At 53.4% G+C, this 14,787-nt stretch carries 14 protein-coding genes; 9 read left to right on the top strand and 5 right to left on the bottom strand.

The window, feature by feature from the left end:
- Positions 1 to 66 precede the first annotated feature (66 nt).
- Genes ACMHXE_RS02550 through ACMHXE_RS02540 form a run of 3 tightly spaced genes read right to left on the bottom strand, consistent with a single transcriptional unit; the run spans position 67 to position 2,982 of the window.
- Positions 67 to 666 carry a TlpA family protein disulfide reductase gene (locus ACMHXE_RS02550; protein ID WP_226564961.1) on the bottom strand — a complete coding sequence of 200 codons (600 nt, stop codon included), beginning with the start codon at positions 664 to 666 and terminating at the stop codon, positions 67 to 69.
- Entirely contained in the window at positions 663 to 1,061 is a 399-nt protein-coding gene (locus tag ACMHXE_RS02545) for a cytochrome c-type biogenesis protein CcmH (protein ID WP_071475497.1), read from the bottom strand. Before ACMHXE_RS02545 ends, ACMHXE_RS02550 begins: the two co-directional genes overlap by 4 nt.
- The gene (locus ACMHXE_RS02540; RefSeq protein WP_101057543.1) at positions 1,054 to 2,982 is read right to left on the bottom strand and encodes a heme lyase CcmF/NrfE family subunit; all 1,929 of its coding nucleotides are present in this window, start codon (positions 2,980 to 2,982) and stop codon (positions 1,054 to 1,056) included. The genes ACMHXE_RS02545 and ACMHXE_RS02540 overlap by 8 nt, the downstream gene beginning before the upstream one ends.
- A gap of 389 nt (positions 2,983 to 3,371) precedes the next feature.
- Between ACMHXE_RS02540 and ACMHXE_RS02535 the strand changes: the two genes are divergently transcribed.
- The 9 genes from ACMHXE_RS02535 to ACMHXE_RS02495 all read left to right on the top strand — a co-directional run bounded on the left by ACMHXE_RS02535 (position 3,372) and on the right by ACMHXE_RS02495 (position 12,441).
- A complete protein-coding gene (locus ACMHXE_RS02535; RefSeq protein WP_165565674.1) occupies positions 3,372 to 5,408 on the top strand; it encodes a multiheme c-type cytochrome in 2,037 nt (678 codons plus the stop codon).
- A 112-nt stretch (positions 5,409 to 5,520) separates the two neighbouring features.
- The gene (locus tag ACMHXE_RS02530) at positions 5,521 to 5,907 is read left to right on the top strand and encodes a rhodanese-like domain-containing protein (RefSeq protein ID WP_224868116.1); all 387 of its coding nucleotides are present in this window, start codon (positions 5,521 to 5,523) and stop codon (positions 5,905 to 5,907) included.
- 38 nt (positions 5,908 to 5,945) lie between these two features.
- Positions 5,946 to 6,698, top strand: a complete 753-nt coding sequence (locus tag ACMHXE_RS02525; RefSeq protein WP_165565673.1) for an FKBP-type peptidyl-prolyl cis-trans isomerase — start codon at positions 5,946 to 5,948, stop codon at positions 6,696 to 6,698.
- A gap of 11 nt (positions 6,699 to 6,709) precedes the next feature.
- Positions 6,710 to 7,363 carry a nitrite reductase gene (locus ACMHXE_RS02520; protein WP_412486839.1) on the top strand — a complete coding sequence of 218 codons (654 nt, stop codon included), beginning with the start codon at positions 6,710 to 6,712 and terminating at the stop codon, positions 7,361 to 7,363.
- A gap of 77 nt (positions 7,364 to 7,440) precedes the next feature.
- Complete coding sequence (locus ACMHXE_RS02515) at positions 7,441 to 7,941, top strand: nitrous oxide reductase accessory protein NosL (protein ID WP_101057553.1); 501 nt, start codon at positions 7,441 to 7,443, stop codon at positions 7,939 to 7,941.
- Between the two features lie 5 nt (positions 7,942 to 7,946).
- Complete coding sequence (nosD, locus tag ACMHXE_RS02510; protein WP_226564963.1) at positions 7,947 to 9,251, top strand: nitrous oxide reductase family maturation protein NosD; 1,305 nt, start codon at positions 7,947 to 7,949, stop codon at positions 9,249 to 9,251.
- Positions 9,238 to 10,149 (top strand): ATP-binding cassette domain-containing protein, encoded by a 912-nt coding sequence (locus tag ACMHXE_RS02505; protein WP_101057557.1) that lies wholly within the window; start codon positions 9,238 to 9,240, stop codon positions 10,147 to 10,149. Before nosD ends, ACMHXE_RS02505 begins: the two co-directional genes overlap by 14 nt.
- On the top strand, positions 10,149 to 10,988 hold the full coding sequence (locus ACMHXE_RS02500) for an ABC transporter permease subunit (protein ID WP_234501135.1): 840 nt from the start codon (positions 10,149 to 10,151) through the stop codon (positions 10,986 to 10,988). The genes ACMHXE_RS02505 and ACMHXE_RS02500 overlap by 1 nt, the downstream gene beginning before the upstream one ends.
- Positions 10,989 to 11,160: 172 nt before the next feature.
- Positions 11,161 to 12,441 (top strand): winged helix-turn-helix domain-containing protein, encoded by a 1,281-nt coding sequence (locus ACMHXE_RS02495; RefSeq protein WP_101057561.1) that lies wholly within the window; start codon positions 11,161 to 11,163, stop codon positions 12,439 to 12,441.
- Between the two features lie 10 nt (positions 12,442 to 12,451).
- Here ACMHXE_RS02495 and ACMHXE_RS02490 read toward each other — a convergent pair whose 3' ends face one another.
- Positions 12,452 to 12,910: a universal stress protein gene (locus ACMHXE_RS02490; protein ID WP_071239148.1), complete on the bottom strand. Its 459-nt coding sequence runs from the start codon at positions 12,908 to 12,910 to the stop codon at positions 12,452 to 12,454.
- A gap of 196 nt (positions 12,911 to 13,106) precedes the next feature.
- Entirely contained in the window at positions 13,107 to 14,210 is a 1,104-nt protein-coding gene (locus ACMHXE_RS02485; protein WP_071239147.1) for a phosphoribosylaminoimidazolesuccinocarboxamide synthase, read from the bottom strand.
- Between the last annotated feature and the right edge of the window lie 577 nt (positions 14,211 to 14,787).

Genomic DNA, 14,787 nt, shown 5'->3' with positions numbered 1-14,787 from the left:
GGCGGAGAGATTTGCCTAAGGTGGCCCGGAGTGACTTGGGGAGATGCTCCGGGACGGTTGCACTATTTACTGCAGCGCTTTACTTTGGGCCAGCGTTTGATACTTGGCGGCAAAGCGCAACAGATAGTCGGCGATATCCGGGTCATCCCAGTCCAGATAGCCACGGATAAAACCGACTAAGTTACCATTGGGATCAAAAATATAAGTCGCCGGAACCACATTGGCCGGCATGATCTTCTCTATCTCTTTCTTGCTGTCTATCCAGCTGTCATCCAGCTTGAGCTCATGCTTGGCCAGAAAAGGGGTTACCGCAGCCGGATCTTCATCTATCGACAGCGGCACTATCTGAATACTGCTGCCCTGCAGTTTACTGCGCAGCTTGGCCAGTGCCGGCATCTCACGCAGGCAGGGCGGGCACCAGCTGGCCCAGAGATTCAGCAGCACCAAACGTCCTTGATATTCAGCCAAGGTTTTGGGATTACCCTGTAGATCGGCAAAGGTCACCTTTGCTACCTTTCTGGCGTGCTGCATTTCAACAAATTCACGCATAATCATAGGCTTGTTTGGTACAGGTTCCCCTGTGTGATAAGCCTTGTGCTGCATTATGCCCCCTTGGGCCGATAGCGGCAGCAACAGGGCGAGACATAGAAGCAAGTAAGATCTCAAGATGGATTCTCCTGATCGTGTGGGGATGGATTGTTGCTGCGGCCGAAAAACAGCAGCATGCCGGGCAATACCAGTAACAAGATGACAGGTCCCAGCCATAGCAGTGCTGTGCCTGCGTTCAGCGAGGGTTGATAACGGATCTGCTCGCCATAGCGTTCCACCATAAAGTCGAGGATCTGCTCCCGGCTCTTGCCCTGCTGCAGCATCAAGTAGATCTGTGCCTTGAGCTCACTGGCAATGGCGGTTTCCGACTCAAACAGGTTTTGGTTGGTGGCCATGGGGCAGCGCAACTCCTTGGAAATATCTATGCTGAGGCGGGCGATATCCATGTCGGTCGCCTGGGCTTCGGCGCAAGCAAAGCTGAGCCATAATCCAAGCAGCATTAGCTTAATCATGTTGAAGTCTCCCTGAGGCGGTTAATAAATCGGTTTTCGGCAGGCGTTGACGTCGGCTACCTAGGGCCAGTAGGCCACCAATGGCCATCAAGGCACCGCCGAGCCAGATCCAACTCACCAGTGGCTTGATGCTGAGGCGCACCAAAAATTCTTCGTCGCTCAGTTGGGTGCCCATGGAGACATAGAGATCGCCAAAGGCCCCACGGTAGATGGCCGCCTGGGACAGCGACATGCCGTTGGAGTTGAATTCCTGCCGCTCCGGATAGAGGTAAGTAAGCAGTTGCTCATTGTGCTCAACCCGAATTACCGCCTGCTCTCCGCGATAGGCCGGCTTGTCCAGCAAGCGGGTTTGCTCATAGATAAAGGTGTAGTCACCCAGAATACTGCCTTGGCCCGGCCCCATACGCAGCAGCGAGTGCTGCTCAAAACAGCTGACTCCGGTTGCGCCTATGATGCTGACAAGAAGGCCGGTGTGAGCCAGCAGCATGGGAATATTGCGGCGTTTGCCGGCAGTGTCACCCAGTGGCAACAGATAAAGCAGCAGAGTGCAGAGCAGAAACAGGCTCATGGCACCGCCCGCCAGCATCCAGGGGGTGAGCCTGCCTTTGAAAAATAGTGCCAGTGCGGTCGCAGCTATAGTGATCAGGGCCAACAGAGCTAGGCGCCCCGGCGCCATATGGGGCAGGGTGCTTATTGCCATGGGTAAGAGCAGCAGTGCCAACATGGGCACGAACAGGGTGTTGAAGTAGGGCGCCCCTACCGACAGGCTTCCTAGGCCAAGTGCCTGATAGAAAAGCGGGTAAAGGGTGCCCAGCAGGGTAGTCAGCGCCATGGTCAGCAAGATCAGGCTACCTAGCAACAGCTGACCGTCCCGGCCAAGTGGTGTCAGCTTGCCCGGCTGCCAGTGATGGCGACATCTGAGGCCAAACAGGCTGAAACCGGCGCCACCGTAGAGCAGCAACAACAACAGAATGATCATCCCACGCTCGGGATCGGCAGCAAAGGCATGTACAGACTGAATAATGCCGGAGCGCACAATAAAGGTGCCCAGCAGACACAGGCTGAAGCCCAGCAGCACCAGCGCCAGGGCTGAGAGCTGGGCCAAGGGATTGTGGTTTTTGATCTGCAGGCAGTGCAGCGCGCCTGTGGTCACCAGCCAGGGAATAAAGGCAGCATTTTCCACCGGATCCCAGAACCACCAACCGCCCCAGCCCAATTCGTTATAGGCCCACCAGGAGCCCAGGGCGTTACCTGCAGTGAGAAACACCCAGGTTAACAGCAGATGGCGCTTGAGCCTGTCAAGGCGGGCGGCGCTGAACTTTTGGCTGACAAGCAATGCCAGCGCGATACAAAAACAGATCCCAAGGCCTGCATAGCCAAGAAACAGCAGCGGCGGGTGCAGGATAAGGCCTATGTCCTGCAGCATGGGGCTGAGATCGCGTCCCTCTATCGGCACTTCCGGTAGCAGGCGGGCAAAGGGGTTGGCATACAGCAACATAAAGAAGATAAAGCCGCTGAGAATCGCCGAACAACTGCCGTGCAGCATCAACAGATAGTTGTGATCTTGCGAGCGCCTCTGTAGTCCCAGCCAGGCCCATAATGCCATTACTGTCATCCAAAACAGCAAAGACCCTTCATGGCTACCCCAAACCGCGGCCACTTTATAAAACAGCGGCAGGGCCGAGTTGGAGTTGTTGGCCACATAAGCCACAGAGAAGTCGTTGAGGATAAACGCCAGTGCCAGCATGAGTACGGCGCCGGTCAGCCCTAACGCTTGCCCCAGCAGCAGCGGTTGCAGCGGCCATTCTAGCCGAGGGTCGCGATACTTGAGCAGCGCAAGCAAGGTGCCAAACAAGGCACAACTGCCGCTCAGGATCAGCAGGAAGTGTCCCAGTTCGGGCAACATGGTGATGGAAAACATGGCCGCTCTCTTGTTATGCCGGGATTTCCCGGAAATGGATCTATGGCACTGAGACTAGGGTTATTACTCCTTTGGCTCTGTGATCTGTCACGCCTTTATTTGCCTGTATTTGCCGGCGCGGCATTTTTCAATTTTCAGCAGGGGTTTTGAGGTTTTTTGAGAAATAAAACGCTCAAAAAAAGAACTGAATAATTTTACTGTTAAATATTAAAGCTACTGTTTTAAAAGGAAAATATAAGGTGTTGCTTTCTTGAGTTCTCAAGCTGGGGCGGGCTGTGCTCTGGCGCAGATTTTTGTCCTTGCACATATGAAGAATGAGTCGTGACCGGTCAAGCCGGCAATAACAAGTTCGTTTGTGAAATAACCGACGACAAATTCAGGAGTATATGATGAGACGATGGCAACAAAGGACAACACTCAGTATGTTGTTTTGTTTAACTGCCGTCAGCGGGGCTGGTGCGCTCGCGGCAGATAAACCAGGTCACGGCAATAAGCAGATGGGAGAGTCGGCACAAAAAGTGATCGCTAATCCCAACGGCATGGAAAAGGTAAACGGCGTCAAGACACTGCAGGATTATATCGTTCAGGAAAAAGAACTGTTCGATTACCTGTTCCAGAATCACCCTGTGTTCAAGTATCAGGAAGAAGGCCGCCTCATTGGTATGTATAAGGTCAGTGACCGCGGTGAAGAATACATGGACCAAGGTAATGGCCAGAAGTACAGCAAGCGGGTGGGGCGTCCCTCTGCGGTGCAATATCGTTTGGCGGCCAAGTCTATTCTCGACTTCCCCAATAAGTTTGTTGGCCCTGAGAAGTGCGGTGAGTGTCACGCGGTGCAGTATGAGAAATGGCAGCGCTCCCGTCACGCCAAGACCATACGTTTCCCCGGTGAACATCCGGAAGTGGATAATGACTTAAAGAAAAAGCTTTATGGTTCTGATGCTTCCATATTACCGGACGGTATCACTCCGGATGCTATCTACGCCACTGTGGGTACGCCGAGAACCAAGTATGGCTATATCGATAGCTTCCTGGTGCGTGGTTCCTACCATATTGAAGGCGGTCTGCTGAAAGACGGTACAGGTACCATGGTTGCCGGTGGTAACCAGTTTTCCCGTGGTTGGGCCGAATGGTTGACTCCGGAAATGGCCAAGAAGATCCAAAAGGTTATCCCTGACTTCCCCACCAAGATGGAAGACTTCGGCGCCAGTGGTTCTCACCAGTGGGGCATGACCTCCTACGGTGCCAAGTACAAGAAAGAGTTCCTGTTCCAGCCTGCCAGTTCTTACTGCGAGGTTTGCCACAGCTTCAAGTTTGACTTCAAGAACAAGCAGGAATACCTGGATGCTCTTGGCGATCCCAAGAAGCTGCAGGAACACACCATCAGCCGCGGTATTGCTTGTGAAGAGTGTCACGGCGCCGGTGGTCACCTGGACGGTGGTAACGGCGGCGGCATGCCTTCCAACTGTGAACGTTGTCACCAGCGTTTCAACTATATCGACGAGCTGGCCGAGACTGAAAAAGGCAAAGAAAAGCTGGAATATGCTTTCAACGTCAAGATGAAGTCTTCTTGTCCATCTTGTGGTACTGAAGGTTCACAGATGTTCATGTCTTCTCACTATGACAAGGGCATGCGCTGTTCTACCTGTCACGATCCACACGAAGTAACAGGTAACGACTGGAAATCCGGTTATACCAAGCCTGCAATCAAGAAAGATTGTGTTGATTGTCACCAGGTTCAGGCCGAAATGGCTGCCAACACCAGCACTCACGCCAAGAACAGCTGTACCAGCTGTCACATGCCGAACATGGGTAGCTGTGAAAACTTCACCGCGATTCAATACCCGGATATGGCCGGTTTCGACGCAGTGCGTAAGTCTCACCTGTGGAAGATTGATGTCAGCCCGGATCGCAAGACGTTGAATCCACCTGAAGGTCAACCTCGTAAGTCTACCACCAAAGGTTGGACCGTGGCTCAGGATGAGAATGGTCATGGCTATCTCGACCTGATGTGGACCTGTGCCCGTACCTCTATCTCTGACCACGATGTGGTTGAGCGTAAGGGTTGCCACAGCCAGTTCCAGTCCGAGCTGAGCAAGGGCCTGCACTTCAAGGATCAGAAAGAGATCTATGGCAAGGTCATGAAGTGGCAGACTCCTGTCAAAGACAGCCTGGCTAAAGTGGAAGATGCGCTCAAGCGAATCGATCGCAAAGTTGCCAAGAACAAGCTGTCTATCGAAGACAAGACACAAGTTCTGCTGCTGACCGACAAGGCTCGCGACATTGTTGAATTCGTACGTAAAGACGGTTCCTGGGGCGTTCACGCTCCTCGCTACGCCCGCAAACGTATGGATGCAGCAGTTACTTACGTGACTCAGGCTGAAGCCATTGCCGATGGCAAGGGCACCAAGACAGCTTCGCTGTAACGGGTAATAGTGGCTCCGGGCGCTTGTCCGGAGCCCTTAATGGAGGATAAAGATGCGAGTTCGACTCTCATTGAAACAGGCGCTGAAACAGTCCCTGCTGCCACTGGCATTTATGGTTGCGGCACCGACTGTGCTGGCCGGCGGTGGCGGAGATCTGGTTCCGGCTCCCTACCACGAAGAGGTACTCAACCAGATCTCCATGCGTGAGGCCGAGATGCTGCTCAGCCAGCCAGGGGTGATCTTCTATGACGTCAACACCCTGGAGATATGGGGTGATGGTTTCATTCCCGGCGCCATCTACTTCAACGTCAATAACTGGAAAACTTTGTTGCCGGAAAACAAGGACACCACCATGGTGTTTTACTGTGCCAACCGCCTCTGTACTGCCAGTAATGTGGCCGCCAGAGAGGTGATGAAACTGGGTTATACCGATGTCAGGCAGATGCCGGATGGTATCTATGGCTGGCGTATCTCGGGACGACCGATAGAGCGTCCTTGAGAATAAATTATTTGGGCATTGAATTTAGAAATTGCAGGATGAAAACCATGAAATTACAAAAACTTGCTACTACGATTTCCCTCTCTCTTTGTCTGAGCTTGCCCGCGCTGGCGGCCGACTTGAAGACAGAGACAGACAAGACCTCCTACGCTCTGGGTGCCTCAGTGGGCAACTATATTTCGGGCCAGGTTTACCAACAGTTGGAGCTGGGCGCCGAAGTCAATATGGAGCTGCTGATTACCGGCTTTACCGATGCTCTTAAAGACAAGCAGCAACTGACAGATGAACAGATACTGGATCTGCTCAACCAAAGAGCCATCGCCCTCAATGAAGAAAGAGAGGCCCGTTTCGATAAACTGGCTGAGGACAACCTCAAGGCCGGCGAAGCTTTCCTGGCCGAGAACAAGAAAAAGTCCGGCGTTAAGGTTACCGACAGTGGCCTGCAGTACGAAGTGCTGAGCATGGGCAAGGGCAAGAAGCCCAATCCTGAAGATGTGGTGACAGTCAACTATGTCGGCAAGCTTATCGACGGCACAGTATTTGAGGACAGCAGTACCAATAAGGCCGCAGGCCGTTTTGCGCTGATGACAGTGATCCCTGGCTGGGAAGAGGGCCTGAGACTAATGCCTGAAGGCTCCAAGTTCCGCTTCGTTATCCCTGCCAAGCTGGCCTATGGCGAGCAGGCACCCGGGGTGATCCCGCCGCAGGCCACTCTGGTGTTTGAAGTCGAGTTGGTCAAGGTCGAGCAGCCGGGTAAAGACAGTAAGCACCCAATGCCTGGACACGGTTGACAGGAGGCGTTATGGCTAACCTGCTCTGGTTGGGACTGGCCCTGCTGAGTCTGGCATTTATGAGTCTGTTTGCCCTTTATCAGTGGCAAACCTGCCGCGGAGACAGGGTCGTACCGGCTCTATGGCACTGGAGCTTGCTGCCGCTGCTGATCATAGGTCTGAGTCTTGGGACTTACTCCTATACCGGCCGTTACCAGGATTGGCAGTTGGCCGAGGCCGACGACAGCATAGACTATCTGCTGGCCGCCGAGATTGTCCGGCTCAGACGCGCCAGTGCCGATGCGCCACAAGACAGCGACCTGATACAACAGTTGGCCCAGGCCTATGTGCGCGGTGGCATGTATCTGGATGCGGTGGCCACCTTGAAGCAGCAGTTGCAGCTTCAGGGCAAGAGCGCCGCCTTACTGGGGCAGTTGGCCGAAGCCGCCTATTACCGAGATCAACGCCAGTGGCTACCGGAATCTCAAGAATGGGTCGAACAGGCCCTGGCGCTGGATAACGCCGATCCTGGCACCCGGCTGTTGCTGGCCAATGATGCCTTCCTTAACCAAAGATATGCCGAGGCTATAGGCCATTGGCAGCTGCTGCTCGACAGTAATAATCAGCAGTTGGATCGTGAGGCGTTGCAATATGCCATTGCCAACGCCCGCAGCCGACTCGAATGATTTTTTTCAACCCTCGCTTAATGGGTTGTCCCTGCAAGGCCCCGGCGAGGTGTTGAATCTATTGATTGGAGAGAAAGATGAAAAAGACACTTTTGGCTATCGCTATTCCCATCCTGTTAATGGGGCTGTCCGGATGCTCTCCGGCGCAGAGCCACAATCAGGACATTCACGCACAGCATCTGGAACAGCATGACAAGTGCCATATGTGCGGCATGATGATCACCAAATACCCTGGGCCCAAGGGGCAACTTATGCTCAAAGACAGTGATGCCGTGCCCAAGTTCTGCTCCAGCCGTGACATGTTCAGCTTTGCGTTGCAACCGGAAAACCAGCGCCGAATCAAGGCTATGTTTGTCCATGACATGGGCACTACCGACTGGGAACAGCCGGATGACAACGCCTTTATCGATGCCACCACAGCTTGGTATGTCTATGGCACCAGCAAGAAGGGAGTGATGGGACCGGCGGTTGCACCATTTTCAACCAAGGAAGCGGCGCAGGCCTTTGCCGAGGCCTGGGGGGGTAGGGTACTGGCCTATGAGGAGATCACCCTGGAACTGCTGGAAGGAGCCAACTGAGGTTGATGTTACGCACCCTGCTGGCCCTGATGTTGCTCTCGTTTGGCTGCCTTGGCAGCCAAAACCCGCTGCAGGCACGTATAGATGCACTGAGTGAAGGCGAGGTACTGACTCTCTCTGCCGCTGAATATCAGGGGCCGCTGATAATCGATAAGGCGATCGCTATTGTCGGCGAGCCCGGCACCATAATTGATGCCGGTGGTAAAGGCAGCGCCGTGACCATCAAGGCTGCAGGTGTGCGCTTGCAGGGGCTTGAAATACGTAACTGGGGCAGCGATCTCTATGAACATGATTCCGGGGTGCGTCTGTTGCCGGGCGCCGATGATGTCTTCTTGCTGCAGCTTGAACTGTCGGGGCCTGGTTTTGGCATTCATGGCGAGCAGCTTAAACACCCGGTAGTGGAAAACTGCCGCATAAATGGAGACGACAAGCGTTATCTGCTGGACAGAGGTGACGGCATCTTTCTCAAGTATGTTGAGGCCCCGGAACTGCACCACAATCAGATAGCGTCGGTGCGCGACGGTATCTATCTGGAAAACGTCGACGCCAGCCGGGTCAGCCACAATCAATTCAGCCGCCAGCAATATGGTATTCACTATATGTATACCCGCAATGACAGCGCCTGGAATAACAGTGCCAAATGGTTACTGGGAGGTTATGCGTTGATGAGTTCCAAGGGGATCACCCTGGAACATAATCAAGTCAGCGCCGCAATCGATTTTGGTATCTTGCTCAATGTGACCCAGCAGAGCGAGGTGCACCATAACCGGGTGACGACTATTCACAACCCCAAAGGCGACCCCTCCATCGCCAGTGAAGGCAAGGGGCTGTTTATCTATGGCGCCGCCGACAACCGTATCAGTCATAACTATTTCAGTGACAGCGATACCGGCATTAGTGTCGCGCTGGGCGGTGAAGGTAATAGCCTGTGGCGCAACAACATAGAAAACAATCTGACTCAGGTACGTTATGTCGGCAGTAAATCGCAGGAGTGGAGTCTTCAGGGACAGGGCAACTATTGGAGCAGCTATCAGGGCTGGGATCTCGATGGTGATGGCATAGGTGATACTCCCTATCTGCCCAACGATGCCCTGGACAGGCTGTTTTGGATCTACCCAGAGGCCAGATGGTTGATGGACAGCCCTGTGGTGCTCTTGCTGCGCTGGCTGCAGCGCCAGTTGGCATTGGCCGAGGATATCGGCATTCGTGACAGTTTTCCTTTGCTGCAGCCCATTGATATTCAGACGAAGCAAGAAATAACAACCAATTCGCAACTGAGTGATGAGGAGAAGCGCTATGCCCAGCATTGATTGTCGGCAATTGGCCTATGTCCGTGGCGACAGGCCTGTGCTGGAGAATATCAGTTTGCAGCTGCCCCAGGGCAAGTTGCTGGCGCTGCTGGGTCACAATGGTGCCGGCAAATCGACCCTGATCAAACTGCTGCTGGGGCTACTGAAACCCGCCGGTGGCGAGCTGAAGATTCTCGGTAAGGCTGCCGGTGAAAGCCCAATGCAGGTGGGGTATCTGCCGGAGAACGTCAGTTTCTATGACAATATGCCCTTGGGCGAACTGCTGAATTATTTCGCCGGGCTCAAAGGCATAGGAGCAGACAGAGTCAAAGAGCTGTTGGTCGAGTTTGAACTGGATGGTTTGGTGAAACGCAGGTTGGGACAGTGTTCCAAGGGCCAGAGACAGCGACTTGGGTTGGCGCAGGCGCTACTGAGCCGCCCCAGATTACTATTGCTCGATGAACCGACAGTGGGTCTGGACCCCTCGGCCTCGGCGCTTATGTATGCCCAATTGGCGGCGCTGAAACAGCGGGGCTGCACCATAGTGGTTTGCACCCATGAACTGGCTTTGGTTGAGCCGCATCTTGACTTGGCGCTCATGCTGGCAAATGGCCGGATGCGGGCGCTGGGAAGCCTGGATAACCTGAGGCAAGAGGCAGACTTACCACAGGAGATCCTATTGCCATCTCGGCTGGAACTCAGTGGCGATCCTGTGCTGGGGCCGAGTTTTTCCGCTGGCCGGTTGAAACTGGCTAAGGCCAGCGTGCCGGAGGCGATAGCCGTACTGACGGAGCAATACCGCTGCTTTGACTTTCAGTTGCCTCCGGCCTCGCTCGGTGAACTGTTTCATCATTTTATGGCACCGTCTGACTCAAATCGTCGGAATGTCGCGCCTAAAAGATTCGGGGAGGCCGCCTGATGCAATTGGTCAGAGAAAATGAAGCGCTCAAGTTCAAGCGCTCCAACCCGTTATTTATCGTTGCCGCCAAAGAGTTCAAAGATTGTCTGCGGAGCCGCTGGTTGCAAACGGCTTGCTGTTTGTTTGCCCTGTTGGCGGCTGCGGTTATTTTCGGTGCCGGGGCCTTAGGCGGTGAATTTCGTTGGCAGGCGTTGCCGCAGTTGTTCAACTCTCTTTTAACCTTAAGCGTTTTTCTGGTGCCGCTGCTGGCGCTGCTATTGAGTTTCGATGCCGTGGTGGGGGAGGCCGAAGCAGGCACCCTGTTATTACTGCTGACTTACCCTTTGAGCCGTAGTCAGTGGCTGGCCGGCAAGCTGATGGGGCAGGGCGGCGCCCTGTTGCTGGCTTTGCTGCTGGGGTTTGGCTTGCCTCTGGGGCTGCTGCCGCTGCTGGCTCAGGAATACCGTAGCGTAGAGTTGCCCGCGGCCCTTGCCCTCTTACTGGCCAGCGCTTGGTTACTGGGGTTGGTGTTTATGCTTTTAGGCTATTGGATCAGTATGCAGGTTAAGCAGAAGGCTCAGGCGCTGGCGCTGCTGATGCTGCTTTGGTTGCTGTTGGTGCTGCTCTATGATTTGGCTTTGCTGGTATTGGCTGTGGTGGCGGCCGATAACCTTGGTCAGGAGAGCCTGCAATGGCTGATGCTGCTGAATCCGGCCAGTGTGTTTCGCTTGCTCAATCAAAGTTTTTTGGGCTTGGTCATAGGGGGACCGACCTGGCCTTGGTTGCTGGGAATACTCTTTGGCTGGCTGTTGTTGTTATCTTGGCTGTGCCGCTACAGTTTTCAACGTCGGCCACTGTAAATTTGCTATTGGAGTCTGCTGTATTAGATATTTTTTGTTTAACAAAAACAAATTGTTAATTGATATAGCTGTCACATTCTATCTGTTGCACTCAGGTTAAACTCATAGTCTATCCTAAAGCTTCCATTAACGGGAGCTGTCAAATTTTATGGAGTGACTTTTCGGAGTGACAATGCAACAGCTGACTCCCTATTTGGCGTTGGATACCAAGGCAAAACACTTGCTGGATCAACGCGATGGTTCAGAAATCGTCCTGTCGTTTTCTGAGGCTCAGGTATTGTCTCACCTGTTGTCGGCCCCGGGAACCGTATTCGGAAAAGAAGAATTGCTTTCCGTAGGGTGGCCGGAGCGGGTGGTGGCGCTGACCTCACTGACTCAGTGCATTAGTATTCTTAGAAAGAAGCTGGAACCCTATCCCGAAATTCAACTCAAGACGGTTGCTCGCCGTGGCTATCAGCTAAATATTTCCGAGCAGTCCCATGTGCATATGCTGGCTATCTCAGATGGTGAAGCCATCCGCACTGCCTTGGTGAGTGTGTCTCTGAAAATAAAACTCCTGGGGATTTTATTGCTGTTGGGGCTGGTGGGCTTCTTCTGGTATTACAGCGATTATCATCAGATGGTCAAGCAGGTGAGCCATTGGCGGGCCGACAAGCAGTTGCCCTTGAATGTAGGGGGCACGCTGGCCTCGGCGCAGTTGTTTTACAGTGATGAGGCCAAGCAACTGCATCCTTCCATGTGGCAAAAGCATCTGGCGCCTGAGGGAAATCTTATCCCCGGATTGAAGCATTTCAGCGCTTATGCCGCCTCGGATGGCCGTAATTATTCTTTTGCCATCTGTCCCAGCGCTGATGAAACCGGCTGTGACGGCGATGGTATCATCAATATCACCGCCATAGATCCCAAACCTGCCGGTCTCAGCATGAAGGAGTTTGTGCCCCTGAGTAAGGAGATGGAGCGACGGATCCGCTACAACCGTATTATTCTGCCGCCAGCGGTAGACAATGCCGAGTTGGTGGAGCACAACTACCATGCGGATATCTATTTCCCGGTTGCCGGTGAACTCTTGGTGCGTACCGATCTCAGCCTATCGCTGGTTTACGACAGTAAAGACTCGGGGCAGTTTTATTCATCGGCCTGTGTTACCGATCAGGATTGCATCACCACACCGATAAAGTATCAACTACGGGGCCATTTTCACCAGTACCGCACCGAGATCTCCGGCACCTTGGTGGATGTGTTCCAGGTGAAAGTGAACCAGAAAGAGCTCATCAAGCCGGACAATGTCAGTGACTCAGCGATGCACTTCTACCGCGAGATCCGTAAAGACGATATCCGTGATGAGGAGATCTACTACTTCCGGGTCTATCAGGATCACAAAACAGCGGTTTGGATAGTGCCGCAGATGGGTAATTTACTGGCCTGGACTACCTACAGTGAAGTGAAGCTCTGAGCCGATAAGACTACTTCACTACCATCACAGGGCACTTGGCCTTGTTGATAATCTCCTCGGCGACACTGGGCAGCAGCCAATGGGCCAGCGCAGTGCGTTGATGGCAGCCGATCACTATCATGCCGACATTGGCGCTCTCGGCCTCTTCGAGGACTTGGCCGGCAGCGCTGCCGCGGCGGATAAGCACCTCGAGCTGCTGCTTTGGATGCAACTGTTGCAACAGAGCTTGGATTTTTTCCGAAGCATAGGCCTGCATATGTTGTTGCAGCTGCGCTTGGGTCAAGGCCACTATGCCGAAGTTCTCTTCGTGATGGGGGAGAGTGGTAATGTCTTCGCCATAGGCTTTGCTTATCACATGCAGCAGCCTCAGTTTTACTTTATAGAGCGCCGCCAACTCTATGGCATATTCCAGGGCGTGTTCGGATTCTTCAGAGAAGTCGACCGGACAGAGGATTTGTCGGGTACGCATGATGCATCTCCTTTTACTCGGCCTTGGCCACTTCTTTAAGTTTAAGCCAGTCTTGGCCAGGTACAAATTTGGCGTTCAGGGGAGATATTCGCGGGAGCCGATTCGGCTAAAATTCCAATCATTGAACAAATAAAGCCCCTGTCGGGGCTTTATGCTTAATGGGATTAGGCCTGAGTCGCAGCCGCGGCAGAATGCCTTAGTTCACCAGGTCGTATTGTTCCTTGAGTACCCGGATAATTTCTGCCTTGGGATTATCCGAGAGAGTAATCTTGGCTCCGGTGACTTTCTCGGCAATACCTGTGTAGGTACGCGAGACATTCATCATGGCCTCCAGTGGCAGGTCGTTGTCGCGGGCCAGGGCTTCACGTTCCGGCATTCTGTCCTTGTTCAACAGGATATCCGGATCCGGGAAGTGGTTGAGCAGGAACTGACGGAAACCTTCTTTGGAGTTCTCGAGGATCTTGCCGTCACGGTAGGCGCTGCCATCCCAAATACGTGAAGAGTCTGGGGTTCCCACTTCATCCATATAGATAAGCTTGGATTGGCCTTGTTTGTCAGTGACATAGCCAAATTCGAACTTGGTATCGACAAAGATCTGATCTTGCTGTGCCAGCGCCTCGGAAATGACTTCGAATCCCTGTTTGAGCAGCTTTTCGTACAGATCGATATCTTCAGGCTTTTCAAAGCCGAAGGCCTCGAAGTTAGCTTCGATATCTGCGCGGCTGATGTTGACATCATCCTGCTCCGGTATCCCTGGGATCCCCTTGAGTATCCCCTTGGTCGATGGGGTGATCAGTAACTCGGGTAACTGCTGATCCTTTTGTAATCCTTCCGGCAGCGTGATGCCGCAAAATACCCGCTCACCCTTTTGATAGGCGCGCCACATGGAGCCGGTAATATAGCGGCGAATAATGGCTTCCACCTTTATCGGGCGAGCCTTTTGCACTATCCAAACAAAAGGATGGGGAATGTCGAGAATATGGCTGTCGGCCAGCCCCTTTTCCTTGAACAGGCTGAACCAGTGGTTGGAGATGGCGTTGAGTGCCGCCCCTTTGCCCGGGATCCCTTTGAGGCCCTCTTCGCCGTGGAAGATGCAATCGAAGGCGGAGATACGATCCGAGATCACCATGATCGCCAGCGGAGTATCGGCGGGCACATCATAGCCCTTTTCGCGGATCAATCTGGCGCTGTCGGCCTCGGTCAACCAGTAGACACTGCGCACTTTTCCGCTGTGAACCGGCTTGTCGGTGCGGATAGGCAGATCATTGTTTATGGCTAGAACGGAATCAGCAAGACTCATGACGAGTATTCCTCTGGGTGTAGGGTTTAAGGCTAAGTCCGGCAGGCGGGGTTATTGTTATCTGCCTGTTTCCGGGAGAATGCGAGCCGGCGGCGGGGCAGCAGCAAGCAGCAAAAAAGGCTGTGCTTAAGAGGTAGATCCGCTGTGGAGTCATACAAGTATGAGATGCCGCCGACAAAAGATGGGCTATTTTACCTCAGTCACAACCTTTTGCCACGGGGAGGCTTTGTTTACTGGAGCAAAACTCTGTTCGCGATAGAGACTAATGAGGTTGTACCCAGGGAGCTTGGGCGCTGATTCGGCATTCATGTTTCGGTCACGTTATTTGCGCCAACGGCTTTCGGCGACACCGAGGGGGAAAGTCGGTGTAATTCTGCAATCATAGCGCTGCTTGAAATTGTTTATATACCTACAGACATACGCCTATTTCCCAGGCACAGGTGGAACTGTGACCTTCTGAGCCAGGGATGTTCTCGCAGCGAGTCACAGGATCGCCTGTGCATAAGCCTGCGGCAGGCAATGAGAAACATCCGTCGCCGGAGGCCCTGCCAATACTAATTAGTAACTTTTAGCTGGA

This window comes from Shewanella sp. BJSY2023SW007, from assembly GCF_047314525.1.
GTDB lineage: Bacteria > Pseudomonadota > Gammaproteobacteria > Enterobacterales > Shewanellaceae > Shewanella > Shewanella chilikensis.
This window is presented reverse-complemented; position numbering and strand designations above follow the sequence as displayed.